We start from the raw sequence: 24276 nt of genomic DNA, 5'->3' as shown, positions 1-24276 counted from the left end.
GGCACCGGGCGGGCGCGGACGGCGCACGGCGGCCCGGGCCGGGCAGCGGCTGAGGAACCCCGGGCGAGCCCGGGCGCCCCACAACACGCCCGAGGGCGGCACCTCCTGGGAGAGAGGTGCCGCCCTCGGTCAAGGACGGGTCCGATCCGTGAAGGATCAGAAGTCCATGTCACCGCCCGGCATGCCGCCCGGAGCGGCCGCGGAGGCCTTCTCCGGCTTGTCGGCGATGACGGCCTCGGTGGTGAGGAACAGCGCCGCGATGGAGGCCGCGTTCTGCAGGGCAGAGCGGGTCACCTTCGCGGGGTCGATGATGCCTTCGGCGATCATGTCGACGTACTCACCGGTCGCGGCGTTCAGGCCGTGGCCGACGGGCAGGTTGCGGACCTTCTCGACGATGACGCCACCCTCGAGACCACCGTTGACGGCGATCTGCTTGAGCGGGGCCTCCAGCGCGAGCTTCACGGCGTTGGCGCCGGTCGCCTCGTCGCCCGTGAGCTCGAGCTTCTCGAAGACCGAGGAAGCCTGGAGCAGAGCCACGCCACCACCGGCGACGATGCCCTCCTCGACGGCGGCCTTGGCGTTGCGCACCGCGTCCTCGATGCGGTGCTTGCGCTCCTTGAGCTCGACCTCGGTCGCGGCACCGGCCTTGATGACGGCCACGCCGCCGGCCAGCTTCGCGAGGCGCTCCTGGAGCTTCTCACGGTCGTAGTCCGAGTCGCTGTTCTCGATCTCGGCACGGATCTGGTTGACACGACCCTGGACCTGGTCGCTCTCACCGGCACCGTCGACGATCGTGGTCTCGTCCTTGGTGATGACGACCTTGCGGGCGCGGCCCAGCAGGTCCAGGCCGGCGTTCTCGAGCTTGAGGCCGACCTCCTCGGAGATGACCGTGCCGCCCGTGAGGATGGCGATGTCGTTCAGCATCGCCTTGCGGCGGTCGCCGAAGCCCGGGGCCTTGACGGCGACGGACTTGAAGGTGCCACGGATCTTGTTGACGACCAGGGTGGACAGGGCCTCGCCCTCGACGTCCTCCGCGATGATCAGCAGCGGCTTGCCGGACTGCATGACCTTCTCGAGCAGCGGAAGGAGGTCCTTCACGTTGCCGATCTTGGAGTTGACGATCAGGATGTACGGGTCGTCGAGCGACGCCTCCATACGCTCCATGTCGGTGGCGAAGTACGCCGAGATGTAGCCCTTGTCGAAGCGCATACCCTCGGTGAGCTCCAGCTCCAGACCGAAGGTCTGGGACTCCTCGACGGTGATGACGCCTTCCTTGCCGACCTTGTCCATCGCCTCGGCGATGAGCTCGCCGATCTGGGTGTCGGCGGCGGAGATGGAGGCCGTCGAAGCGATCTGCTCCTTGGTCTCCACGTCCTTGGCCTGCTCCAGCAGGGCGCCGGAGACGGCCTCGACGGCACGCTCGATGCCGCGCTTGAGGGCCATCGGGTTGGCGCCGGCCGCCACGTTGCGCAGGCCCTCACGGACGAGCGCCTGGGCGAGGACGGTCGCGGTGGTCGTACCGTCACCGGCGACGTCGTCCGTCTTCTTGGCGACTTCCTTGACCAGCTCGGCGCCGATCTTCTCGTACGGGTCCTCGAGCTCGATCTCCTTGGCGATGGACACACCATCGTTGGTGATCGTGGGGGCGCCCCACTTCTTCTCGAGGACGACGTTGCGACCCTTGGGGCCAAGGGTGACCTTGACGGCGTCGGCGAGCTGGTTCATCCCGCGCTCGAGACCGCGCCGTGCCTCCTCGTCGAACGCGATGATCTTGGCCATGTGAAGTGGTCCTCCCGGACTTGGGGGTCCCCCCGCGCCCGCAGGGCTACGGGGGAGGATTGCTTCCGGACCGCGCTGGCGCCCGCGACGGACGGCCTGAGAGCCGTACGGTTCCTTGCCCCGACGGCCCTCGGACCTCACCGGCCCGGTCCATAAAGTTGTCACTCTCACCTGCAGAGTGCTAACGCCAATGATTAGCACTCGACCCCCTCGAGTGCAAGCGGCTTCGACGAAGCCCCGACGAGGGGCGGCGGGTTCGAATCCGCCCGCCCCGGGCATGCACGAGGGGCCCGCCTCCCTGGTGGGATGCGGGCCCCTCGTGAGTGTCGCGTGAGTGCGTCGGTGGCCGATCGCGCCGAGATCAGACGGCGAGCTTGACCATGTCCGCCTGCGGACCCTTCTGGCCCTGCGAGATCTCGAACTCGACTCGCTGACCCTCCTCCAGGGTGCGGTAGCCGTCCATCTGGATCGCGCTGTAGTGGACGAAAACATCCGCACCACCGTCGACCGCGATGAAGCCGTACCCCTTCTCCGCGTTGAACCACTTGACGGTGCCCTGAGCCATGCCTAACTCCCCTATTACTGGCCCTTGCACAGGACCGCACTTCGCGGACCCGGGTCATACCTCACCACCGAGAATTCCCTCCGCCAGAGGTGGAAGGAGGCCCTCGGGATGTGCGTCGGAACGCGTCGACCGCGGCTGAATGTATCTGTCCAACTGCCCTCTGCAACAGGTCAATCGGACGAGAAATCTGGGCGCGCGGGAACGGACCTTTGACGCTAATTCAAGAAGATCCAGGGCAACTCGGGCCCGGCAAATGACACTTAAGAGGCATTTTGATCGACCACATTGGCTGCTTCTTGTCGCGCCAGGGCGCATTCTCATATGCGGCGGGCACGGGCAGCGGCGGGGACTTCCCCAACTGTACCGCGCTCAACCATGCAGAATTGCCCCCTCCGCTTCTCTCGCGGAGGGGGCAACAGCGGTGACGGTGCGTATCAGCCGCCGGCGACGGCGGGGATGATCGAAATGCCGGCGCCGTCGGGCGTGGCGGTCTCGAGACCCTGCTCGAAACGGACGTCGTCGTCGTTGACGTAGACGTTCACGAAGCGGCGCAGCTTGCCCTGGTCGTCCAGGACACGGGCGGCGATACCGGTGTGGTTCTTCTCCAGGTCGGCGATGACCTCGGAGAGCGTCGCGCCCTCCGCCGGGACCTCGGCCTGGCCGCCCGTGTACGTGCGGAGGATGGTGGGGATGCGGACGTTGACGCTCATGCTGCGTGCCTTCCTTGAGTCTCGGGGTGTCAGCCGGCCAGGCCGGCGTCGCGGAACGCGTCCAGGCTCGGGCGGATGGTCGCGCTGGGGCCGGTGGTCGGCGCGACCGCGTCCAGGGTCTTGAGACCGTCGCCGGTGTTGAGCACGACGGTGGTGAGCGACGGGTCGAGCACGCCCGCCTCGAGCAGCTTCCGCGTCACACCCACGGTCACGCCACCCGCCGTCTCGGCGAAGATGCCCTCGGTACGGGCCAGCAGCTTGATCGCGTCGACGATCTGCTCGTCGTCGACGTCCTCCACGAAGCCGCCCGTGCGGCGCGCGATGTCGAGGACGTACGGGCCGTCGGCGGGGTTGCCGATCGCCAGCGACTTGGCGATGGTGTTCGGCTTCTGCGGGCGGACCACGTCGTGCCCGGCCTTGAAGGCCGTCGACACCGGCGAGCAGCCCGCGGCCTGGGCGCCGAAGATCTTGTACGGCTTGTCCTCGACCAGACCGAGCTTGATCAGCTCCTGGAGACCCTTGTCGATCTTCGTGAGCTGCGAACCCGAGGCGATCGGGATGACGATCTGGTCGGGCAGCCGCCAGCCGAGCTGCTCGCAGATCTCGTAGGCGAGGGTCTTGGAGCCCTCTCCGTAATACGGCCGAAGATTGACGTTGACAAAGCCCCAGCCCTCACCGAGCGGGTCGCCGATGAGCTCGGAGCAGAAGCGGTTGACGTCGTCGTAGTTGCCCTCGATGCCGACCAGTTCGCCGCCGTACACCGCGGCCATGACGACCTTGCCCTGCTCCAGGTCGTGCGGGATGAACACGCAGGAGCGGAAGCCGGCGCGCGCGGCGGCGGCGCCGACCGCACCCGCGAGGTTGCCGGTGGAGGAGCAGGAGAGCGTGGTGAAGCCGAAGGCACGGGCGGCCTCGACGGCGATCGCGACGACACGGTCCTTGAAGGAGTGCGTCGGGTTGCCGGAGTCGTCCTTGATGTGGAGACCGCCGGTCACGCCCAGCTCACGGGCGAGGTTGTCGGCCTTGACGAGCTTGGTGAAGCCGGGGTTGATGTTCGGCTTGTCGGCCACATCGGCCGGCACGGGCAGCAGCGGCGCGTACCGCCAGATGTTGTCCGGACCCGCCTCGATCCGCTTCCTCAGCCCTTCGGGGTCACCGCTCGGGAGGTCGTAGGCGACTTCCAGCGGCCCGAAACACGAGGCACAGGCAAAGATCGGGCCGAGTTCGAAACGCTCCCCGCATTCGCGGCACGAGAGCGCCGCGGCCGGTCCCAGGTCGACGGGGGTGGTGCTGGCGACAGTCTGCACAGCCATGGTGGCGAGGCCCTTTCTCCTCATCTTCCCCGTGACGCATTTCGTCACGAGACGGACTTGGCACCTTCCCTAGCCGGGAGCCTCGCGGTGGCTGCCACGTCCCATGGACGGGCGGCGCAACGGAGACCGGCTGGAGGGTTGCCGGGGCTTCAACGGGCCGTATCCCTCTGCCCCTCTGGATGAGCGGTATTCGATTGTCGGCGTGGGACCCCCGGCATGCGACGGTCCCGCGCGTTGTTCAAGACTGTAACCGACACCCCGGACGGTTGAGATGGTCGTCCGATCCGCGAGATGGAGATCCTGTGCTGGAAGAGGTGGAGCGCTGGCTGTCCCGGCGGTCCTGGTCGGCGGCGGACCGCCCGGTGGACCGGCTGGTCACGGCCAAGCAGGGCACCACGGTCAGCGTGGTGCTCCCCGCCCTGAACGAGGAGGCGACGGTCGGGCAGATCGTCACCGTCATCCGGCGCGAGCTGATGTCCGGGCCCCTTCCGCTCGTCGACGAGCTGGTGGTGATCGACTCGGGCTCCACCGACCGTACGGGCGCGGTGGCCGCCGCCGCGGGCGCGCGGGTGGTCCACCGGGACGCGATCCTGCCCGGCATCCCGGCCGTCCCCGGCAAGGGCGAGGTGCTGTGGCGCTCGCTGATGGTGACGCGGGGCGACATCGTCTGTTTCGTGGACGCGGACCTCAGGGAGTTCTCGGCCGACTTCGTGTCCGGGATCGTCGGCCCGCTGCTGACCGATCCGGACGTGCAGTTCGTGAAGGCGATGTACGACCGGCCCCTGGGCGACGTCGCCGGCCAGGGCGGCCGGGTGACGGAGCTGGTGGCGCGCCCGCTGCTCAATCTGCACTGGCCGCAGCTGGCCGGATTCGTCCAGCCACTGGGCGGCGAGTACGCGGCCCGCCGCTCGCTGCTGGAACGGCTGCCCTTCCCGGTCGGATACGGCGTGGAGCTGGGGCTTCTCGTCGACGCGCTGCACACCGTGGGCCTGGACGCGCTGGCGCAGGTGGACGTGGGAGAGCGCCGGCACCGCCATCAGGACGGACAGGCACTCGGCAGGATGGCGGCCGCCATCTACCGCACGGCGCAACTGAGGCTCTCCCGCGGGCACTTGGTGCGGCCCTCGCTGACCCAGTTCGAGCGGGGCTCGGACGGCTTCGTCCCACGGACGCACGCCGTGGACACCGAGGAGCGTCCGCCGATGCGCGAGATCGGTGAGTATGCGGCGCGTCGCGCGGCATAACCGAAGACAACCGGACACTTTGCATGAATATCGTACTTATGGATGCACAGGTTCCGGACGCACAGCGCAGGACGGGCTCCCGACGCGGCGCGCTCAGACTCACCACGCTGCTCGGCACACTGGCCGTCGTCATCGCCACCACGGTCGGCATGGCACCTCCGGCCGCCACGATCGCCGGGGGCGACGGGCACAGCACCGAACGCCTGTGGCTGCTGGGCGGCCTCGCCCTCAGCCTCACCGCGGCCGGTGTCGTCGCCGTCGCCGCCACCCGGGGACGCCGTAACCAGTGACGGGCGGCGCGGGGGCGTACGCACGTTTGAGGGATTACAGGACGGGCTAGGTTCGGCACATGGTCTCCGAGCATTCCGCTGCGCAGGTCCTCGTCGCGTCGAACCGCGGCCCCATCTCGTACACCCTGAAGGACGACGGGAGCCTCGACGCCAAGCGCGGCGGCGGCGGCCTGGTCTCCGGACTCTCCGCCATCGGGTCCGAGGCGGACGCCCTGTGGGTGTGCGCCGCGCTCGGCGACGGCGACCGCGAGGCGGTCCGGCGCGGAGAGGGCGCGGACGGGGTCCTGATGCTCGACATCGACGAGGCCGTCCACGCCGACGCGTACAACGGCATCGCGAACTCGGTGCTGTGGTTCGTCCACCACATGCTGTACCAGACCCCGCTGGAGCCGGCCTTCGACGCCGAGTTCCGCCGCCAGTGGGGCGCGTACGAGAGCTACAACCGGGCCTTCGCCGAGGCACTCGCCGAGCACGCGGACGAGGGCGCCGCGGTGCTGGTGCAGGACTACCACCTGTGCCTGGTGCCCGGCATGCTCCGCGAAATGCGCCCCGACCTGCGCATCGGCCACTTCTCCCACACCCCGTGGGCGCCGGTGGACTACTTCCGGATGCTGCCCGACGACATCGCCGAACAACTGCTGTGGGGCATGCTCGGCGCCGACCGGCTGGGGTTTTTGACCTCACGGTGGGCGACCGCGTTCATGTCCTGCGCCGACCGGCTGGAGCAGGCGGCCGCGCACTTCCCCAGCGGCGATCCCCGGCGGTACGTGGAGCACGCGCGCACCGGACGGGCCTCGGCGCGGACCACCGAGGTGGCCGTGCACGGACTCGGCGCCGACGCGGACTTCCTGCGGGCACGCTCCCACGAGGCCGATGTCGACGAGCGCATGGCCACCCTGCGCGAGCAGATCGGCCCGGACCGGAAGACGATCGTGCGGGTGGACCGCACCGAACTGTCCAAGAACATCGTCCGCGGGCTGCTCGCCTACCGGCATCTGCTCGACACCCGGCCCGAATGGCGCGAGCGCGTCGTCCACGTCGCCTTCGCCTATCCCTCCCGGCAGGACCTCGCGGTGTACCGCGACTACACGGCCGAGGTGCAGCGGGTCGCCGACGAGATCAACGCCACGTACGGCACGGACGGCTGGACCCCGGTCGTCCTCCATGTGCAGGACGACTTCGCCCGCTCGCTGGCCGCCTACCGGCTGGCCGACGTGGCTCTCGTCAACCCCATCCGCGACGGCATGAACCTCGTCGCCAAGGAGATCCCGGTGGTCTCCGACGACGGCTGCGCACTGGTGCTCTCCCGGGAGGCGGGCGCGCACGAGGAGCTCGGCGACGACGCGGTCACGGTCAATCCGTACGACGTGACCGGCACCGCGGACGCGCTCCACGAGGCGCTGACCATGCCGCACGACGAACGGGCCCGGCACACCAAGCGGCTGGCCACCGCTGCGACGGCGCTGCCGCCGCAGCGGTGGTTCCTCGACCAGCTAGAGGCGCTGCGCGAGCATGGCCAGGAACGCCACGACGGCTGACGGGCCCGGCAGCAGCAGATCGGCGCGCTCCGCCAGCTCCGGCACCGCGGTGCCGGAGCACACCAGCAGACCGGGTACGCCGTCCGAGCGGAGTTTCTCCACGGCCGCGTAGGCCGGCAGATCACCGAGGTCGTCGCCCGCGTACAGGACGGCCTCGGCGTCCACCTCGCGCACGTACTCCGCCAGTGCCACGCCCTTGTCCATGCCCGGCGGGCGCAGCTCCAGGACCATACGGCCCGGCTCCAGGATCAGACCGTGACGGGCCGCGAGCCCGGCCAGTGGATCGCGCAGCGCCTCGAACGCGGCCTGCGGGTCCGAGGCCCGGCGGGTGTGGACCGCGACCGCCTGCCCCTTCTCCTCGATCCAGGTGCCCTGCCAGGCGCCGATCTCGTCGAGGAAGCCGGGCAGTTCGGCGCGGGCGGCGGCGACGCCCGGATGCGGGGCGGGCGTGTTCACGGTCCCGGTGACCGCGTCCCAGCGCTCGGCGCCGTAGTGCCCGAGGACGACGAGATGGTCCAGGCCGGGCACCCCGGCGAAACCGCCGTAGCGGACCGCGACGCCGGCCGGGCGGCCGGTGACCACGGCGACGGAGCCGACCCGCGGCGCGAGCTGAGCCAGCGCGGGCACCGCCTCGGGATGCGCGCGGGCCTGCTCGGGGTCGGGCACGATCTCGGCGAGCGTGCCGTCGAAATCGAGGGCGACGACCGCCTTGCCGGGACGGGCCAGAAGCGCGGCCAGGCCTTCACGGCCCGCCGGCGTCGACGGTGACGGCAGAGGATGCACATACGGAGAGCTGCCCATGCCACGACCCTAGCGGCGCGATCGTTTGGCGTCCCTGACACGGCGGAGCCGGTTGACCGTGACGGGGTCGTGGGCGAGGGCCCGCTCGTCGTCGAGGAGGGCGTTCAGGAGCTGGTAGTAGCGCACCGGGGAGATGCCGAGCTGCTCCCTGATGGCCCGCTCCTTCGCGCCGGGGCCCGGCCAGGAGCGCTGCTCCATGGCCAGGACGGCCCGGTCACGGTCGGACAGCGCCTGGTGCTCGGTCATACGGTCCAACATATCGGCGGGGTGTCCCCCGGTGCGGCGGTGCGTACGGCTCGGCCTTCCCGGGCCGGCTGTGTGGCACCGGCGCCGGCAGGGGCGCGTTACTCGGCGTTCTCCTCGGTCGTCGCCTTCTGGGAGATCTGGCGCAGCACGGTCTGCGGGTCTCCCTCGGGATCGACCGCCTTGCCGATGTTCTGCTTGACGCTCTCGCTCACGGCGGCCCACGAGGTCTTGCCGACGGGCGGCAGGACCGAGGTCGGCAGTTCCTGGAGGAACTCCTTCAGATCCTGGTGCTCCGGGTCCTTCTGCATCGCCTCGGACGCGGAGATCGTCACCGGCAGCAGATCGTTCTGTCCGGCGAAGTCGAGGACGTTCTTGTCGTCGAAGACGAAGTCCAGGAACTTGCCGATCTCGACCTTGTGGCCGTTCTGCTTGAAGCCCATGATCCAGTCGGCGACGCCCATCGCGGCCTTCGGCTTGCCGGTGCGGCCGGGCATGGCCACCTTGCCGAGCTCGATGTTCGCCTTGGCCGCGGCCTTCATCAGCGAGGGGTGGCCGTTGAGCATCCCGACCTCGCCGCGGGTGAAGGCGGCGAAGGCGTCCTTGCGGTTGAGCTTGCCCGGCGCGACGGGGCCGGTGAGCTCCTTCTCCACGAGGTTGGTCTTCACCCACTCGAGGGTCGATATGTTCTGCGTGGAGTCGATCGCGTATCTGCCGACCGGGTCGACGTAGCCGTCACCGCCGCTGAGCAGCCACATCATGGTCTCGGCCTGGGCCTCCTCGGGCCCGAGCGGCAGCGCGAAGGGGTACTTGACGTCCGTGTTCTGCGCGAGCTTCTCGGCATCCTCGCGCAGCTCCTCCCAGGTCGTCGGCTCGCCCTTGATCCCGGCTTCCTTGAACAGCTTCTTGTTGTAGAAGAGCAGCCGGGTGGAGGCGACGAAGGGCAGGCCGTACTGCACACGCTTCTGCTCGCCGGCGTCGACGAGCGGGCCGAGGAAGTTGGACTGCACGGGGATGGAGAGCAGTTGGTCGGCGGTGTAGAGCTTGCCGGTGGCGGCGTAGTCGGCGTACGCGCCGATCTGCGCGATGTCCGGGGCCTTGTCGGCCTTGACCATCTCGGCGACCTTGCGGTCGACGTCGTTCCAGGACTCGATCCGGACGTCGATCTTGATGCCGGGGTTCTCGGCCTCGAACGCGGCCGCGAGGTCGGCCCAGTACTTCTTGCTGCTCTCGCCGCCCGCGACGTCGTAGTCCGCGGCCACGAAGGTGAGGGTGACGTCCGAGGAACCGCCGGAGCTGCCGCAGCCCGCGAGGGCAACCGTCATACCGAGCGCGGCGACCGCCGCTGTCAGACCCAAGAAATGCCGGTGCACAACTCTCTTGCCCCACCCTCTGCTGCTTGTTGGATTTGGTCCCCCGACCGTCCCCCCGTCCGCCCCGCACGACGTCCCCCGTGACGTCTCGCGAGATGAGCGACGATTTTTCACCATGCGAAGGGTAGAGGTCTACTCCACGCGGTATCTCTTCTGCAACGTCTGTCCCACTCAGGGTCAGCATTGCCCGCTTCCGCCGCGGCCTGCTAAGCACGACCTGCCAGGCCGTTTCGGCAGCACGAGGCCGATACCGGTCCCCCGTCCGCGTACGCGCTAGGAGCCTTGCCGCATGTCCCGTACCGCAGCAGAGATAGCCACTCAGCCCACCTGCTGGCGCCGGGCGGCCGACGCCGCCGCCGCCTTCGACGGATTTCCGCGGCCGGGTGAGCGCGTGGCCGTCACCGGCTGCGGGACGTCCTGGTTCATGGCGATCGCCTACGCGGCGCTGCGGGAGGCGGCGGGGCTCGGCGAGACCGACGCGTTCGCCTCGTCCGAGTTCCCGGCCGGCCGGTCCTACGACCGGGTGGTCGCGATCACCCGTTCCGGCACCACGACCGAGGTCCTGGAGCTGCTGACCGCGCTGAAGGGCAGGGTGCCGACGCTGGCACTCACCGCGGACCCCAAGACGCCGGTGATGGAGGCCGCGGACTCGGTGGCGGTGCTGGACTGGGCGGACGAGGACTCGGTCGTCCAGACCCGGTTCGCGACGACGGCCCTGGCGTTCCTGCGGGCGGGCCTCGGCGACATCCCCGGCGTCAAGACGGTCGCCGAGGCGGCCGTGGACGCGGAACTCGCGGTCACCGAACCGCTGCCGGAGGCGGTCCTCGGCGCGGAGCAGTGGACGTTCCTCGGCCGCGGCTGGACCTACGGGCTCGCCCTGGAGGCGGGACTGAAGATGCGGGAGGCGGCGGGCGCCTGGACGGAGTCGTACCCGGCGATGGAGTACCGCCACGGGCCGATCTCGATCACCGGTCCGGGCCGGGTGGCCTGGGTGTTCGGTGCACTGCCGGACGGCCTGTCGGTGGACGTCTCACGGGTGGGCGGCACGCTGGTCGCGAACCAGGGGGCGGACCCGCTGGCCGACCTGATCCGCGCGCAGCGTCTCGCGGTGATCCTGGCGGAGTCCAAGGGCTTCGACCCGGACCGGCCGAGGAACCTGACGCGCAGCGTGATCCTGACGTGAGGCGGATCCGCTGAGCCGGGGCCCTGGGCCCGCGGCGGCTCCGGGGGCGCGCAGACACGTGTCCGCACCCCCGGAGTTTGTACGCTCACGCAACAATCGGACGCAGTGGACTAGACCTTTCTGCCACTCTCGCGCCAGACTGTCTCCGTGAGACACGTCATCGCCCTCGATGTGGGCGGCACCGGCATGAAAGCCGCCCTCGTCGGGGCGGACGGCACGCTCCTGTACGAGGCCCGCCGCGCCACCGGCCGCGAGCGCGGGCCCGACGCGGTCGTCCGGTCGATCCTCGACTTCGCCGTCGAGCTGCGCGCGTACGGCGGCGAACACCTCGGCGAGAGCGCCGTCGCCGCGGGTGTCGCCGTGCCCGGCATCATCGACGCCGAACACGGCATCGCCGTCTACGCCGCGAACCTCGGCTGGCGCGACGTCCCCATGCGCGACCTCCTCAGCGAGCGGCTGGACGGCGTGCCCGTCGCCCTCGGCCACGACGTGCGCACCGGCGGACTCGCCGAAGGCCGCATCGGCGCCGGCAAGGGAGCCGACCGGTTCTTCTTCGTCCCGCTCGGCACCGGCATCGCCGGCGCCATCGGCATCGCCGGGGCGATCGAGGCGGGAGCCCACGGATACGCCGGCGAGATCGGCCACATCGTCGTACGCCCCGACGGCCCCGACTGCGGCTGCGGCCAGCGCGGCTGTCTGGAGACCCTCGCCTCCGCCGCGGCCGTCACCCGCGCCTGGGCGGCGGCGAGCGGCGACCCGCAGGCCGACGCCGCGGACTGCGCCAAGGCCGTCGAGTCCGGCGACCCGAAGGCCGCCGCCGTATGGGCCGACGCGGTCGACGCCCTGGCCGCCGGCCTCGTCACCGCGCTCACCCTCCTGGACCCCCGCACCCTGATCATCGGTGGCGGTCTCGCGGAGGCGGGGGAAACCTTGTTCACACCGCTGCGGGCAGCCGTAGAGAAGCGCGTCACCTTCCAGAAACTGCCCGCCATCGTCCCCGCAGCCCTCGGGGACACCGCCGGATGCCTGGGCGCGGGACTGCTCGCCTGGGATCTGCTCGCCACCGACTCGGAGGTAACCACCTAATGGCCGCAAGCGCCGTACGCGCCGACAGCACCGTTCTGACCGGCGCCCGGGTGGTCCTGCCGACCGGGACCGTCGACGGTGGGCGGATCTCCGTCGAGGGCACGAAGATCGTCGCCGCGGCACCCGACAGCGCGCCCGTCCGCGATCTGTCCGGCCACTGGGTCGTCCCCGGCTTCGTCGACATCCACAACCACGGCGGCGGCGGGGCGTCCTTCACCAGCGGCAGCGCCGAGGACGTCCTGCGCGGCGTGCGGACCCACCACGAGCACGGCACGACCACGCTCGTCGCCTCCACCGTCACCGGCGAGATGGACTTCCTCGCCCGCCGCGCCGGGTTCCTGTCCGAACTCGTCGAGCAGGGCGACCTCGCGGGCATCCACTTCGAAGGACCGTTCATCTCGCCGTGCCGCAAGGGCGCACACAGCGAGGACCTGCTGCGCGACCCGGACCCGGCCTCTGTGCGCAGGCTCGTCGACGCGGCCCGCGGCACCGCCCGCATGGTGACGCTGGCCACCGAACTGCCCGGCGGCATCGACTCCGTACGCCTGCTCGCCGACCACGGCGTGATCGCCGCGATCGGACACACCGACGCGACCTACGAGCAGACCGTCGAGGCCATCGAGGCGGGCGCGACCGTGGCGACCCACCTGTTCAACGCGATGCCCCCGCTCGGCCACCGCGCACCCGGGCCGATCGCCGCGCTGCTGGAGGACGAGCGGGTCACCGTCGAGCTGATCAACGACGGCACGCATCTGCACCCCGCCGCCCTCGAACTCGCCTTCCACCGCGCCGGCGCGCACCGCGTCGCCTTCATCACCGACGCGATGGACGCGGCGGGCTTCGGTGACGGCCGCTACCAGCTCGGCCCGCTCGCGGTCGACGTCACCGACGGAGTGGCCCGTCTCGTCGACGGCGGCTCGATCGCCGGCTCGACCCTCACCCTCGACACAGCGTTCCGGCGCGCGGCGACCGTGGACCGGCTGCCCGTGGAGGACATCGTCCGGGCGATCTCGGCCAACCCCGCGAGGCTGCTCGGCATGGACGACACGATCGGCTCGCTGGAACCCGGCAAGGACGCGGACCTCGTGGTGCTGGACGAGGACTTCACGCTGGTCGGCGTGATGCGCAAGGGCGAATGGGTGATTGACCCCAAGTAGCGGCATTTCGCCACGGAACATGGCAAGGCGGTTGGCCGGGGGGCTGGGCCGACCGCCCTGTGTTTGGCATGATCAGGACCCGTACGGATACCGCTCACGCGTTCCGAAGGGGTGTCACCGGGTGATCCTGACGGTCACGCTCAACACCGCACTCGACATCACCTACACGGTCGACGCCCTCACCCCGCACACCAGTCACCGCGTCGACCGGGTCGGCGAACGCCCCGGCGGCAAGGGGCTCAACGTGGCCCGGGTACTCGCCGCGCTCGGCCACGAGAGCGTCGTCACCGGCTTCGTCGGCGGATCCGTCGGCACCGTCCTGCGCGAACTGCTCGCCCCGCTGCCCCCGCGCGACGCGCTCGTACCCATCGAGGGCAGCACCCGCCGCACGGTCGCCGTCGTCGACGCCGCGACCGGCGACACCACCCAGCTGAACGAAGCGGGCCCCACCGTCACGCCCACGGAGTGGACGGCCTTCCTCGCCGCCTACGAGACCCTCCTGCGGGACGCCGACGCGGTAGCCCTGTGCGGCAGCCTGCCGCCCGGCATCCACGTCGGCGCATACGCCGAACTCGTCCGCAGAGCACGCGCCGCGGGCGTCCCCACCCTCCTCGACACCAGCGGCGAACCCCTGCGCCGCGGCATCGCCGCCCGCCCCGACCTCGCCAAGCCGAACGCCGACGAACTGGCCCGGCTCACCGGCTCCCGCGAACCGCTGCGCGCCGCCCGGGACGCGCGCCGCCGCGGAGCCCACGCCGTCATCGCCTCCCTCGGCCCCGAGGGCCTGCTCGCGGCCACCCCGGACGGCATATGGCAGGCCGCTCCGCCGGCTCCCGTACAGGGCAACCCGACGGGCGCCGGGGACTCGGTGGTCGCGGCCCTGCTCGCGGGACTCGTCGAGGGACTGCCCTGGCCGGACCGGCTGGCCCGCGCGGTCGCCCTGTCGGCGGCGACCGTACTGGCCCCGGCGGCAGGCGAGTTCGACCCCACCGCGTACGAGGAACTGCTGCCGCGGGTCACCGTGACCGAAGACGCGACCGCGGCGTGAGCCACCACCAGGGCAGCGGCCCGGACAATCGGGCCAGGCGCCCGGGAAGTGAGACGCACCATGCCCCTCGTCAACACCGGTGACCTGGTCTCGGCCGCGGCGGCCGAAGGCCGCGGGATCGCCGCCTTCAACGTCATCACGCTGGAGCACGCGGAGGCGATCGCGGCCGGAGCGGAGACGGCGGGAGCGCCCGCGATCCTCCAGATCTCCGAGAACGCGGTGAAGTTCCACGGCGGCACCCTCTCCGCGATCGCCGCCGCGACGGCAGCCGTCGCCCGCGCCTCCTCCGCGCCGCTCTCGCTCCACCTCGACCATGTCGTCACCGGGGCCCTGCTGCGGTCGGCGGCCGACGAGGGCTTCAGCTCGGTGATGTACGACGCCTCACGGCTCGCTCACGGACGGAACATCGAGGCCACGGAGGACGCGGTGCGCTGGGCCCACGAACGGGGCCTGTGGATCGAGGCGGAACTGGGCAAGGTCGGCGGCAAGGAGGGCGAGGCCCCCCTCGACGCCCACGCCCCCGGCGTCCGGACCGACCCCGAGGAGGCGGCGGCCTACGTCACGGCGACGGGAGTGGACGCACTGGCCGTCGCGGTCGGCTCCAGCCACGCGATGACACAGCGCACGGCGACGCTCGACCACACCCTGATCGCCGCCCTGCGCGAGGCGGTCCCGGTCCCCCTGGTTCTGCACGGCTCATCGGGCGTCCCGGACGAGGAGATCCGCGCGGCGGTGGCAGCGGGCATGGTCAAGATCAACGTCGGCACGGCCCTGAACACGGCGTTCACGGGAGCGGTACGCGCGTTCCTTGACGCGGACGCGAAGACGGTGGACCCGAGGAAGTACCTGGCACCGGCACGGGAGGCGATGTCGTCAGTGGTGGCGGGGTTCCTGGGGCTGCTGTGACGGCCGGGCCGGGCCCGTGCCCATCACTCGGCTCCGCCCGGGCCACCGGGCGGAGCACCTTCGGGAGGGCTAGATCGCCCCGTCGCTGACCTGGAGCCAGTCGAGGATGGCGTTGCACTGATTGCCCGCCTCGCACGAGATCTTGATCTCGTTCTCACCCTTCTGGAGATTGACCGGCGCCCATGTGGTCTGCCAGTTCTTCTCCCAGTTCGGGTCCGAGGACTTGACGAAGTTCTTCAGGCCCAGCGGGTTGGTGTTCGCCTTGCCGTTCACGGTCAGGGTGGCGTTGGCGTCCTGCGCGGGGATGGCGTAACGCACATACAGGCGGTACGTCTTCTCCTCGCTGACACTCGCCTTCCAGGTGACCGAAGCACCCGGGGCGTTGAACCCGGTGACGTACGCGCCGCCGGCGCCTTCCGCACCCTTGATGTCCTTGGCGAGCACCGCGGGCGCACCGAGCTGGAGCGTCGCCGCGTCCTGCTTGGGCAGCGGGGGGTCCGCCGGACGGTCCGACGCCTCACCGCTCGGCTCCACCGACTCCCCCGCCGTCGCGTCGCCGCCCGGCTTGCCCGAGCCGTCCGCCTTGTCGTCCTCGCCGCCGCCCGTCATCAGCGCCGCCGCGATGCCGATCACCACGACCGCCACCACCGCGATCGCGCCGATCAGCAGGCCCTTGGTGTTCGGACCGCCGCTGCGGCCGCCGCCGTGGCCACCGCTGTGGCTCGGGGTGCCCGGGAGCGGGGTCTGGCGGGTGGGCGCGCCGCCGGGGTAGGTCTCCGGGGCCGCGTACTGCGCCGTCGGCTGGCCCTGCTGCGCATACGTCTGCTGCTGCGGGACCTGCTGGCCGTACTGACGCTCGCCGACCGTCCGCACCTGGTTGTAAGAGGTTCTGGGGACACCGGGCTGCGCCGCCGGACCCGGGTAGCCGTAACCGCGGCCCTGTCCAGGCGGTGTCGCGCCCGCTGCCCGGCCGTCCTCGTAGAGGTAGCCGAACGGATCGTCGTCCTCGGGCGTGCTCGCGCCGTTGTTCGCGGCCGTCATCCCTAGTCACTCCTCACCATCTCGTCAGCACAACGCCGACGCGGGCGAGCCTACCCGGTTCGGAGTAACCACATGGGTGGCCTTGGCCTCATCCGGCCCGCCCGCCCTTCGTCCGCGGGCGCGGCCGCTCACCCTCAGCCCGCGCGGCGGTGCACCTTCGCCCGGGACCGCTTCTCCACGTACATCCGCTGGTCGGCGGACTGCAGGACCTCGTCCACGGACATCCCGCAGCTCGCCCAGCCGATGCCGAAGCTCGCCCCGACCCGCACACCCCGGCCGTCCACCCGGATCGGCAGGATGATGGCGTTCCGCAGGCGAACGGCCAGGTCAGCGGCGTCCGCCGCTCCCAGGCCGTCGGCGAGGACGACGAATTCGTCACCCCCGAGCCGCGCGACGGTGTCCCCCTCGCGCACACCCGTCGTCAGCCGGCGCGCGACCTCGACCAGCACCGCGTCGCCGGTCTGGTGCCCGAACCGGTCGTTGATCGACTTGAAGCCGTCCAGGTCGCAGAAGAGAACCGCGAGCCCCTTCGTACCGTCGTCGATCTCACTGTCCGGCGCGATCGTGTGCACATGGTGGTCGTAGGGCACGCCCACCGGCCCGAAGTCGAAGCCCTCGGTGTGAAAGATCGTGTCGGGGTCGGCGTCGTACGCCGCGTCCAGCGCCTCGATCGCCGCCTCCCGCGCCCCGTGCGGCCGCTCGCACAGCCGGGAGCTGAGCCGGGACCGCAGCTCGGCGCTGTTGGGCAGCCCGGTCAACGCGTCGTGCGAGGCCCGGTGCGCCAGCTGGAGCTCGTGCCGCTTGCGGTCCTCGATGTCCTCGACGTGCGTGAGCAGAAAACGCGGCCCGTCGGCGGTGTCGGCGACCACGGAGTTCCGCAGTGAGACCCAGACGTACGAACCGTCCCGCCGCCCCAGCCGCAGCTCGGCCCGCCCGCCCTCGGCGGAGGTCCGCAGCAGTGTGCCGACGTCCTCGGGGTGCACCAGGTCGGCGAAGGAGTAGCGCCGCATCGCCGACGCCGGCCGCCCCAGCAGCCGGCACAGCGCGTCGTTGGTGCGCAGCAGCCTGCCGTGCTGATCGCCGCCCATCTCCGCGATCGCCATCCCGCTGGGCGCGTACTCGAAGGCCTGGCGAAACGACTCCTCGCTCGCGCGCAGCGCCTGCTGCTCGCGTTCCAGGCGGACCAGCGCCCGCTGCATGTTTGCTCGCAGCCGGGCGTTGCTGATCGCAATCGCCGCCTGGGACGCGTACATCTGGAGGGCTTCCTGGCCCCACGGACCCGGACGGCGGCCGTTGCGCGGCCGGTCCACCGAGATGACTCCGAGGAGTTCACGGCCGCCGCCCGACGCGTACATCGGCGCGTAGAGCCGGTCCTGGGGGTGCCACTCGTCCTCGAAGCGGGGATCGGGACCTTCGGTGTGCCACTGCGGCACGTCGTCCTCGATGAGCACCCAGCCCTCGGTGTGCGGGATGAACCGCAGCTCGCCCCAGGCCTCACCCATGGACAACCGGCGCTCCCACGAGGGACGCGAGCCGACCCGGCCGGTGATCAGGGCCTCGGCGGCCGCACTGCCGGCGAACGCGGCGACCACGAGATCACCGTCGGGGCGTACGAGGTTCACACACGCCAGCTCGTAGCCGAGTCCCGCCACGATCCCGTCGGCGACGGTCTGCAGGGTGTCGGCCAGGCTGCGGGCCGTGTTGAGGTCGGCGACCACCTTGTGCAGCTGCCGCAGGGTCGCAAGACGGACGTAGGGCTCCGACTCGGTCTCCATGCTCGCTCTCCCCGAGACCTCGACAGCAAACTCCAGGGTTCTGATCGGCCTTCTCGTTGCGGTATCACGGCCACTGAATCACAGCGAGCTGTCCACTCGGTACACAGGGTCAACAAATAGTGCACTCTGTGACTCAAGTCACATCAAATGACCAGGGGTTGCGGTGGCGGGTGGATGTGCGCTCGGACTTTCCCGGCCTTCCCGGAACGCAAATCCCGGCCGCTGGACCTAGGTCCTGCCTGGTCCCCGGGCCCGATGCGGGTCCGGGACGGCCGAGGTTAGCGTTCCCGGTGTGCTTCCGACGACCCCTGCCTCCGCGCCCGCCGTCATCCCCCATCCTGAGGGGGTGACGAACGAGGATTTCCGCGCAGCCATGTCCCGGCTCGCCGCGGGTGTGGTGCTGGTGACCGCGTACGACGCCGACGACGGCCCGCGCGGCGAGGACGTCGGCATGACCGCGACCGCGTTCCTCTCGGTGTCGCTGGAACCCCCGCTGGTGATGGTGAGCCTGCGCGACGGCTCCCGGATGGACGACCTGCTGGCGGAACAGCCGCTGTGGGGGGTCTCGGTGCTGTCCGAGAGCCAGCGTCACATCGCGGGCCGCTTCGCGATGAAGGGCCGGATCAGCGACCGGCTGCTGTTCGAGGACATCCCCTACGTCCGGGGCGAGGTGAGCGGTGCGCTGCTGGTCGGCGGTGCGCTGGCGACGCTGGAGTGCCGTACGGAACAGCGGGTGGTGGCGGGCGACCACACCCTGGTGATCGCCCGGGTCCTGGAGGCGAACCTGCCGAGCGGGGAGGGCGGCCCGCTGACGTATTTCCGGGGCAGGTACCGCCAGTTGAACTGACGGGCGGCGGCGCGGGGCCGTGTGCCGGCCTGTCGGGCACGTGAGCGCAGAGGCCGTACATGAAGCCTGTCCGGCGCGGGCGGACACGGCCAGCGCACCCGCTCGTCCGGCGCTTGAGGACACGACCAGCGCACCCGGATCGTCCGGCGCGGGCAGACACAAGCCGTACAACACGCCCATCCGGCGCCTGAGGACAAGCCGTACAGCGCGCCCGCCCACAGTTGAAGGACAGGGCCCGCAACCCAGCCCGTCCGGCGCTTGAGGACACGACCAGCGCACCCGGCTCGTCCGGCGCTTGAGGACACGGCTCGCTCAGCGGTACCGAGGCGCGCGGACCGGCGCGATCGGCAGGCGGGTCACGGCCCGGGGCCCGGGGCCTGGCCGGAACTACCAGTCCCGCCCCGCGCGGCCCCGCTTCGTCTCCGCCCGCTGCTTCTTCTCCCGCAGCCGCCGTTCGTTGATGCCGCGCGGAATCCTCGTCGCCCGTCGCGGCTTCGGCGGCGGCGCCGTCGCCTCGGCGAGCAGGGCCGCCAGCCGGACCGCCGCGGTCTCCCGGTTGCGCCACTGAGAGCGGTGCTCGGACGCGCGGACCGCGATCACACCGCCGACCAGCCGCCCCGCGAGCCGCTCCAGCGCGCGGTCCTTCCAGACCTGCGGCAGCGAGTCCGTGTTCGCCAGGTCGAAGCGCAGCTCGACCTGCGAGTCACTGGTGTTGACGTGCTGGCCGCCGGGCCCGGACGACCGGGAGAAACGCCAGATGAGCTCGGCCTCCGGCAGGGAGACCGAACCGCGGATGATGTAGGGCCCGGACATGTGTCCATGGTCGCCTGCCCGCGCCTTTCGCGTCACCCCGTTTTCGACGCCGTCCGGCGCAATCCCGCGGCACACGGCGCGATCCGGTGGCGAACCCGGCGGAACGTGGCGGAACCCGCAGAAACCCGGCGGGCCGCTTCCGTACGGAATCCGCATGGAACCTCTTCGCATGGAACCTCGCAGTCCCCTGCCCGCGTTATGTCGGGTGACGGTAGCTTCGGGAGGGCTCGAAGCCCGCACACTCGAACACGAAGGGGACATCCCAATGGCAGTAAGCCTGTCCAAGGGCGGCAACGTCTCGCTCACCAAGGAGGCACCGGGCCTGACCGCCGTCACGGTCGGCCTCGGCTGGGACGTCCGCACCACCACCGGCACCGACTTCGACCTCGACGCCTCGGCGATCGGCGTCAACCCCGGCGGCAAGGTGGCCTCCGACGCCCACTTCGTCTTCTTCAACAACAAGGCGACGCCGGACCAGACCATCGTCCACACCGGCGACAACCGCACGGGCGAGGGCGGCGGCGACGACGAGCAGATCAACGTCAACCTCGCGGGCCTGCCCGCCGACGTCGACAAGATCGTCTTCCCGGTCTCCATCTACGACGCCGTCACCCGCAGCCAGAACTTCGGCCAGGTGCGCAACGCCTACATCCGTATCGTCAACCAGGCCGGCGGCGCCGAGCTCGCGCGCTACGACCTGAGCGAGGACGCGGCCACCGAGACCGCGATGGTCTTCGGCGAGCTGTACCGCAATGGCGCGGAGTGGAAGTTCCGCGCGGTCGGCCAGGGGTACGCCTCGGGCCTGGAGGGCATCGCCCGCGACTTCGGCGTCAACCTCTGATCCTCACCGTCGACGTAACGACGTCCGCCTCGGCGGGGAAGCCCGCGGCCGCACCGGCCGCGGGCTTCCGTCGTACAAAGCCGCGTACACAGCCCGGGCGTTCAGAGCCAGCACGTTCAGAGCCAGGACGTCCATCGCTCAACTCACCTGCCCCCGCCGTCACGGCGCGTCCGGCTTCTCCTCGCCGTACAGCCAGGTGTCCCACACCGCGTCCAGATCCTTGCCCGACATCTTCTCCACGTACGACGTGAAGTCGGCGGTCGACGCGTTGCCGTACATCCGCGTCTGAGCCCACAGCGGCAGGATCCTGAAGAACATCGGGTCGCCCACCGCCTCACGGACCTTGTGCAGGACCATCGCGCCCCGCCAGTACACCGGGTCCTCGGAGATGTCCGCCGCGCTCGGCGGATCGGCGGCGGGGAACCCCCAGTTGGCGTCGTCGGCGAAGGCCTCCTCGAAGCTCTCCTGCGCCGGTACGTCGTTGTAGTCCTCGTCCCAGAGCCACTGCGCGTAGGTCGCGAAGCCCTCGTTGAGCCACATGTCCTTCCACGTCTTCGGCGTCACGGAGTTGCCGTACCACTGGTGGGCGATCTCGTGGACGAGTACCTCCTCCTTGAACTCGCCCACCGGGAAGACGGGACGGGTCTGCGTCTCCAGGGCGTAACCCACCTCGCCGTCGGGGACGACGATCACACCGAAGGCCCCGAAGGGATACCGGCCGAACTTCTTCGCCGACCAGCTCATCATCGTGGGGACCTGGGTGAGCAGTTCCTCGGTCTCCTCCGCCACCGCCGGGTCGACCGCGGTGATGACAGGCTGACCGGTGCGGGGCAACGCGGACGGCGTCAGGTCGTAGCGGCCGATCGCGACCGTCGCCGCGTACGACGGCATCACGTGCTCGGACTTCCAGAAGAACGTGGTCTTGTCACCCGTGGAGTACTGGTCGTGCAGCACTCCGTTGGAGATGCCCTGGAGCCCCTTCGGCACAGTGATCTTGATGTCGTAGGTGGCCTTGTCGCTCGGGTGATGGTTGCCCGGGAACCACGCCATCGAGCCCGCCGGCTGACCGACCGCCAGCGCGCCGTCCGCGGTCCGCAGCCAGCCCTCCTCGGCATTGTCGACGTCGACGACGGTCCGGGGGGTGCCGGAGTAGCGGACGACCGCCCGCACCCGGCCCCCCTTGGGCACGGCCTTGTCCAGGTGCACCGTCACCTCGTCGCCCGCCCGGTCGACCGCGGCCTTACGGGCCCCGAGGGTGACGCTGTCGACGGTGAGCCCGTGCAGATCGAGGTTGAAGGCGCTCAGGTCCTGCGTCGCCTTCGCGATGATTTCGGCGGTGCCCGCGAGACGGCCGGTCTCCGGGTCGTAATCGAGCGTCAGACCGTAATGGCTGACGTCATAACCGCCGTTGCCCAGCTTCGCGAACAGCGGGTCCCCCGCCCCGGCCGCCCCCGGCTTGCCGTGCACCTCCGGATGTCCGGCACCGTTGAGACTCGGGCAACCCGTGAGCAGCAGCATCGCTGCGGCGGACATCGCGACCGGAAAGAGGCGTCTTCGGTACATGTCCCGATCCTAGAGGCGGGACATGTACCGACCACCAGGGGTTCGCACGGCATGTCCTGCGCCAACTCCGGTGCCGTCGACGGAAGTTGACAGACACATCAGCGGCCGAGCGCCGCCACGCCCGCCGCGGCGAACTGCTCGTCCAGGTCGCCGCTCGGCGCACCGGCCACCCCGATACCCGCGATCGGAGCACCCTTGGCCTGCACCGGGACGCCGCCCGCGAGGAACAGCGTGCCGGGAATGTCCTTCAGGTTCGGGGCCTGCGCCAGGCGCTTGGCGAGCTCGGAGGTGGGCGCGTTCCAGGAGACCGCGGTGAACGCCTTCTTCTCCGCCGACTCGTACGACTGCGGACCGGCGCCGTCACCGCGCAGGGTGACCAGGGTGTTGCCGTTGCGGTCGACGACAGCGACCGTGACGCGCTGTCCGGCCTTCTCGGCGGCGTCCAGCGCGGCCTGAGCGGCCTTGGCCGCCGCGTCGACGGTCAGATGCGTGGACTGCTGGAGGTTGCGGTTCGCCGGGTCGGCGCTCACCGCGGCGAGCGACTCGGCGGCCGGCGCGGAGGCGTTCGCCGTCACCGCACCGAACGTTCCCGCGCCGAGCGCGGCGGCGGCGACAGCGCCGGTCAGGACACGGGCACGCAGAGACATCTTCTTCATGATCGTCGGCTCCTGGGGTGAGTACGGAGAAGGGCGGGGAAGCGGAGGTGTCCCCCTCTGCCATCGATCCTCGGGCCGGATCCGGGGCCTGGCGGTCGGCGTAGCGGCTGGTGAACGCAGGCATGATGGATGACGGCCGGGTCAGCCGAACGGTCGATGCGGGGACGGTCCCGCCGGGTCACGATGCGAAGCAGGACGAGCCGGCCCACGAGGAGATCCCCGGGAGACAAGACGATGTCGCACGCACCGCCCGCCGCCGGACGGGCCCCCGACAGCGGGCCTGCCGACAGCCGGGCCTCCGGCGCCGGGGACGACCACAGCGGCCGGGACGCGGACGACCGATGGCTGGCGACGGTGATGAACACCGCCTTCCTCGCCCTCCTCGCCGGATCGCTGCTGCGCTATCTCCTCAAGCACCCCGACAGCCCGCGGCTGCCGTGGGTCGTCGGACTCGGCATCACCCTCGCCGTACTCCAGCTCGCCGGCCACCGGCTGATCGCCCGGCGCCCCGGGCGGCCCGCGCTCGTCCTGCTCGGCGCGATCGTCACCTGCTGGGTCGTCATCGTGCTGCTCGCCCCCAGCTTCGCCTGGTGCGCCGTCCCTCTGATCTACACCGTCCTGCGGACCCTGCCCACCCGCGCGGCCGTCGCGCTCGTCGGCGTGCTGTGCGCGCTGGTGATGATCGCCGAATGGCGGATCTCCGACGACGTCGACCCGAACCTCTTCCTCGTACCACCGGCCGTCACCGTCCTCGCCACCGCCGTCTTCCTCCACATGCGGCGGCAGGCCGAACGCCTGGCCGCCACCGAACGCCGCGAGGGCACGCTCGCCGAACGCGAGCGGCTGTCCATGGAGATCCACGACACCCTCGCGCAGAGCCTGTCGAGCCAGCAGATGCTCCTCCAGGCCGCGGAACGCACCTGGGACAGCGATCCGACGACCGCACGCGGTCACGTCCGTACCGCCGAGTCGATCGCGGAACGCAGCCTCGCCGAGGCCCGGCGCTTCGTGCACGACCTCGCACCCGCCGACCTGGCCGAGGGCGGCGGACTCGCCGAGGCGCTGCGCACCCTGGCCCTGCGCGAGTCCACCGACACGCTGCGGGTCCGCCTCCATCTCGACGGAACCCCCGTGCCGCTGCCCGACCGGGTGCAGTCGGCGCTGCTGCGCATCGCCCAGGGCGCGCTGGCGAACGTGACCGAGCACGCGGGCGCCTCCACGGCGACGCTCACCCTCAGCCACCTGGACGACCAGGTGGTGCTGGACATCGCGGACGACGGCCACGGCTTCGCCCCGCCGACGGACGCTCCCTCCGGGGGACGCGGGCACGGTCTGGCGGCGATGCGCGCCCGCGTGCGTCAGCTGGGCGGCACCCTGACGATCGAGTCGGCACCGGGCGAGGGCACGGTGGTGTCCGCGTCGATCCCGCTGGAGGACCGATGACCGCGGTACGTCCCGGAGGAGAGCGGTGCGGTACGCCCGGACGGCGCGCGCTTCACCAGGG

Annotated in this window: 23 protein-coding genes and 1 riboswitch; of the genes, 11 read left to right on the top strand and 12 right to left on the bottom strand. The window is 70.9% G+C overall.

Translation table 11 applies throughout. From position 1 onward, the window contains the following. Positions 1-156 precede the first annotated feature (156 nt). The 4 genes from groL to thrC form a co-directional block, all read right to left on the bottom strand. Entirely contained in the window at positions 157-1779 is a 1623-nt protein-coding gene (groL, locus tag RPQ07_RS20490) for a chaperonin GroEL (protein ID WP_313945618.1), read from the bottom strand. A gap of 361 nt (positions 1780-2140) precedes the next feature. After that, a complete protein-coding gene (locus RPQ07_RS20485) occupies positions 2141-2344 on the bottom strand; it encodes a cold-shock protein (protein ID WP_005315736.1) in 204 nt (67 codons plus the stop codon). A 434-nt stretch (positions 2345-2778) separates the two neighbouring features. Further along, entirely contained in the window at positions 2779-3054 is a 276-nt protein-coding gene (locus tag RPQ07_RS20480; protein WP_313945617.1) for a MoaD/ThiS family protein, read from the bottom strand. Between the two features lie 29 nt (positions 3055-3083). Next, positions 3084-4367: a threonine synthase gene (gene thrC / locus RPQ07_RS20475; protein WP_313945616.1), complete on the bottom strand. Its 1284-nt coding sequence runs from the start codon at positions 4365-4367 to the stop codon at positions 3084-3086. Between the two features lie 17 nt (positions 4368-4384). Continuing rightward, positions 4385-4553: riboswitch (SAM riboswitch) on the bottom strand. 116 nt (positions 4554-4669) lie between these two features. On the opposite strand from thrC, the gene RPQ07_RS20470 reads away from it, so the two are divergent. From RPQ07_RS20470 to RPQ07_RS20460, 3 genes are read left to right on the top strand one after another with little or no spacing between them, the layout of a single operon-like run. After that, on the top strand, positions 4670-5611 hold the full coding sequence (locus RPQ07_RS20470; RefSeq protein WP_313945615.1) for a glucosyl-3-phosphoglycerate synthase: 942 nt from the start codon (positions 4670-4672) through the stop codon (positions 5609-5611). Between the two features lie 38 nt (positions 5612-5649). Then, positions 5650-5901 carry a hypothetical protein gene (locus RPQ07_RS20465; protein WP_313945614.1) on the top strand — a complete coding sequence of 84 codons (252 nt, stop codon included), beginning with the start codon at positions 5650-5652 and terminating at the stop codon, positions 5899-5901. A 59-nt stretch (positions 5902-5960) separates the two neighbouring features. Next, a complete protein-coding gene (locus tag RPQ07_RS20460) occupies positions 5961-7439 on the top strand; it encodes a trehalose-6-phosphate synthase (protein WP_313945613.1) in 1479 nt (492 codons plus the stop codon). On the opposite strand, the gene otsB is transcribed toward RPQ07_RS20460, so the two are convergent. The 3 genes from otsB to RPQ07_RS20445 form a co-directional block, all read right to left on the bottom strand. Further along, positions 7395-8240: a trehalose-phosphatase gene (gene otsB / locus RPQ07_RS20455; protein WP_313945612.1), complete on the bottom strand. Its 846-nt coding sequence runs from the start codon at positions 8238-8240 to the stop codon at positions 7395-7397. The two genes, RPQ07_RS20460 and otsB, sit on opposite strands and share 45 nt — an antisense overlap. A gap of 9 nt (positions 8241-8249) precedes the next feature. Then, on the bottom strand, positions 8250-8498 hold the full coding sequence (locus RPQ07_RS20450) for a DUF3263 domain-containing protein (RefSeq protein WP_313945611.1): 249 nt from the start codon (positions 8496-8498) through the stop codon (positions 8250-8252). An 86-nt stretch (positions 8499-8584) separates the two neighbouring features. Then, positions 8585-9841: an extracellular solute-binding protein gene (locus tag RPQ07_RS20445; protein WP_413777757.1), complete on the bottom strand. Its 1257-nt coding sequence runs from the start codon at positions 9839-9841 to the stop codon at positions 8585-8587. 304 nt (positions 9842-10145) lie between these two features. On the opposite strand from RPQ07_RS20445, the gene RPQ07_RS20440 reads away from it, so the two are divergent. From RPQ07_RS20440 to RPQ07_RS20420, 5 genes are all read left to right on the top strand, one after another. Beyond that, the gene (locus RPQ07_RS20440; protein ID WP_313945610.1) at positions 10146-11039 is read left to right on the top strand and encodes a sugar isomerase; all 894 of its coding nucleotides are present in this window, start codon (positions 10146-10148) and stop codon (positions 11037-11039) included. Between the two features lie 186 nt (positions 11040-11225). Further along, positions 11226-12125, top strand: a complete 900-nt coding sequence (locus RPQ07_RS20435) for an ROK family protein (protein ID WP_391844802.1) — start codon at positions 11226-11228, stop codon at positions 12123-12125. After that, on the top strand, positions 12125-13282 hold the full coding sequence (nagA, locus tag RPQ07_RS20430; RefSeq protein WP_313945608.1) for an N-acetylglucosamine-6-phosphate deacetylase: 1158 nt from the start codon (positions 12125-12127) through the stop codon (positions 13280-13282). The genes RPQ07_RS20435 and nagA overlap by 1 nt, the downstream gene beginning before the upstream one ends. Positions 13283-13403: 121 nt before the next feature. After that, positions 13404-14330 carry a 1-phosphofructokinase family hexose kinase gene (locus RPQ07_RS20425; RefSeq protein ID WP_313945607.1) on the top strand — a complete coding sequence of 309 codons (927 nt, stop codon included), beginning with the start codon at positions 13404-13406 and terminating at the stop codon, positions 14328-14330. A gap of 60 nt (positions 14331-14390) precedes the next feature. Next, a complete protein-coding gene (locus RPQ07_RS20420; RefSeq protein ID WP_313945606.1) occupies positions 14391-15236 on the top strand; it encodes a class II fructose-bisphosphate aldolase in 846 nt (281 codons plus the stop codon). Positions 15237-15305: 69 nt separating this feature from the next. Here the strand turns inward: RPQ07_RS20420 and RPQ07_RS20415 are convergent, their stop codons facing one another. Together RPQ07_RS20415 and cdgB are read right to left on the bottom strand one after the other, a co-directional pair. Continuing rightward, entirely contained in the window at positions 15306-16277 is a 972-nt protein-coding gene (locus RPQ07_RS20415; RefSeq protein WP_313945605.1) for a CBM35 domain-containing protein, read from the bottom strand. 134 nt (positions 16278-16411) lie between these two features. Beyond that, positions 16412-18052, bottom strand: a complete 1641-nt coding sequence (gene cdgB / locus RPQ07_RS20410) for a diguanylate cyclase CdgB (protein WP_313945604.1) — start codon at positions 18050-18052, stop codon at positions 16412-16414. A 292-nt stretch (positions 18053-18344) separates the two neighbouring features. Here cdgB and RPQ07_RS20405 point away from each other — a divergent pair, with 292 nt between their 5' ends. After that, positions 18345-18899, top strand: coding sequence for a flavin reductase family protein (locus RPQ07_RS20405; protein WP_313945603.1), 555 nt, complete (start codon positions 18345-18347; stop codon positions 18897-18899). A 387-nt stretch (positions 18900-19286) separates the two neighbouring features. Here RPQ07_RS20405 and arfB read toward each other — a convergent pair whose 3' ends face one another. Next, the gene (gene arfB / locus RPQ07_RS20400; protein WP_313945602.1) at positions 19287-19712 is read right to left on the bottom strand and encodes an alternative ribosome rescue aminoacyl-tRNA hydrolase ArfB; all 426 of its coding nucleotides are present in this window, start codon (positions 19710-19712) and stop codon (positions 19287-19289) included. 265 nt (positions 19713-19977) lie between these two features. On the opposite strand from arfB, the gene RPQ07_RS20395 reads away from it, so the two are divergent. Further along, positions 19978-20553 carry a TerD family protein gene (locus tag RPQ07_RS20395; RefSeq protein ID WP_266547139.1) on the top strand — a complete coding sequence of 192 codons (576 nt, stop codon included), beginning with the start codon at positions 19978-19980 and terminating at the stop codon, positions 20551-20553. A gap of 159 nt (positions 20554-20712) precedes the next feature. On the opposite strand, the gene RPQ07_RS20390 is transcribed toward RPQ07_RS20395, so the two are convergent. Together RPQ07_RS20390 and RPQ07_RS20385 are read right to left on the bottom strand one after the other, a co-directional pair. After that, on the bottom strand, positions 20713-22116 hold the full coding sequence (locus RPQ07_RS20390) for a M1 family metallopeptidase (RefSeq protein ID WP_313945601.1): 1404 nt from the start codon (positions 22114-22116) through the stop codon (positions 20713-20715). Between the two features lie 98 nt (positions 22117-22214). Beyond that, positions 22215-22772 carry a GlcG/HbpS family heme-binding protein gene (locus RPQ07_RS20385; RefSeq protein WP_313945600.1) on the bottom strand — a complete coding sequence of 186 codons (558 nt, stop codon included), beginning with the start codon at positions 22770-22772 and terminating at the stop codon, positions 22215-22217. Positions 22773-23006: 234 nt separating this feature from the next. Between RPQ07_RS20385 and RPQ07_RS20380 the strand changes: the two genes are divergently transcribed. Beyond that, positions 23007-24215, top strand: a complete 1209-nt coding sequence (locus tag RPQ07_RS20380; RefSeq protein WP_313945599.1) for a sensor histidine kinase — start codon at positions 23007-23009, stop codon at positions 24213-24215. The last annotated feature ends 61 nt before the right edge of the window (positions 24216-24276 follow it).

It is taken from the genome of Streptomyces sp. AM8-1-1 (assembly GCF_032229325.1).
In the GTDB taxonomy this organism is placed as follows: Bacteria; Actinomycetota; Actinomycetes; order Streptomycetales; family Streptomycetaceae; genus Streptomyces; species Streptomyces achmelvichensis.
This window is presented reverse-complemented; position numbering and strand designations above follow the sequence as displayed.

Bases quoted from the DNA above. Each gene is read 5' to 3' on its own strand.
- RPQ07_RS20460 (WP_313945613.1), top strand. From the start codon at position 5,961: ATGGTCTCCGAGCATTCCGCTGCGCAGGTCCTCGTCGCGTCGAACCGC.
- thrC (WP_313945616.1), bottom strand. From the start codon at position 4,367: ATGGCTGTGCAGACTGTCGCCAGCACCACCCCCGTCGACCTGGGACCG.
- arfB (WP_313945602.1), bottom strand. From the start codon at position 19,712: ATGTCCGGGCCCTACATCATCCGCGGTTCGGTCTCCCTGCCGGAGGCC.
- RPQ07_RS20440 (WP_313945610.1), top strand. From the start codon at position 10,146: ATGTCCCGTACCGCAGCAGAGATAGCCACTCAGCCCACCTGCTGGCGC.
- RPQ07_RS20415 (WP_313945605.1), bottom strand. From the start codon at position 16,277: ATGACGGCCGCGAACAACGGCGCGAGCACGCCCGAGGACGACGATCCG.
- RPQ07_RS20420 (WP_313945606.1), top strand. From the start codon at position 14,391: ATGCCCCTCGTCAACACCGGTGACCTGGTCTCGGCCGCGGCGGCCGAA.
- RPQ07_RS20385 (WP_313945600.1), bottom strand. From the start codon at position 22,772: ATGAAGAAGATGTCTCTGCGTGCCCGTGTCCTGACCGGCGCTGTCGCC.
- RPQ07_RS20380 (WP_313945599.1), top strand. From the start codon at position 23,007: ATGTCGCACGCACCGCCCGCCGCCGGACGGGCCCCCGACAGCGGGCCT.
- RPQ07_RS20395 (WP_266547139.1), top strand. From the start codon at position 19,978: ATGGCAGTAAGCCTGTCCAAGGGCGGCAACGTCTCGCTCACCAAGGAG.
- RPQ07_RS20480 (WP_313945617.1), bottom strand. From the start codon at position 3,054: ATGAGCGTCAACGTCCGCATCCCCACCATCCTCCGCACGTACACGGGC.
- RPQ07_RS20465 (WP_313945614.1), top strand. From the start codon at position 5,650: ATGGATGCACAGGTTCCGGACGCACAGCGCAGGACGGGCTCCCGACGC.
- RPQ07_RS20435 (WP_391844802.1), top strand. From the start codon at position 11,226: ATGAAAGCCGCCCTCGTCGGGGCGGACGGCACGCTCCTGTACGAGGCC.
- otsB (WP_313945612.1), bottom strand. From the start codon at position 8,240: ATGGGCAGCTCTCCGTATGTGCATCCTCTGCCGTCACCGTCGACGCCG.
- RPQ07_RS20450 (WP_313945611.1), bottom strand. From the start codon at position 8,498: ATGTTGGACCGTATGACCGAGCACCAGGCGCTGTCCGACCGTGACCGG.
- RPQ07_RS20390 (WP_313945601.1), bottom strand. From the start codon at position 22,116: ATGTACCGAAGACGCCTCTTTCCGGTCGCGATGTCCGCCGCAGCGATG.
- RPQ07_RS20485 (WP_005315736.1), bottom strand. From the start codon at position 2,344: ATGGCTCAGGGCACCGTCAAGTGGTTCAACGCGGAGAAGGGGTACGGC.
- cdgB (WP_313945604.1), bottom strand. From the start codon at position 18,052: ATGGAGACCGAGTCGGAGCCCTACGTCCGTCTTGCGACCCTGCGGCAG.
- groL (WP_313945618.1), bottom strand. From the start codon at position 1,779: ATGGCCAAGATCATCGCGTTCGACGAGGAGGCACGGCGCGGTCTCGAG.
- nagA (WP_313945608.1), top strand. From the start codon at position 12,125: ATGGCCGCAAGCGCCGTACGCGCCGACAGCACCGTTCTGACCGGCGCC.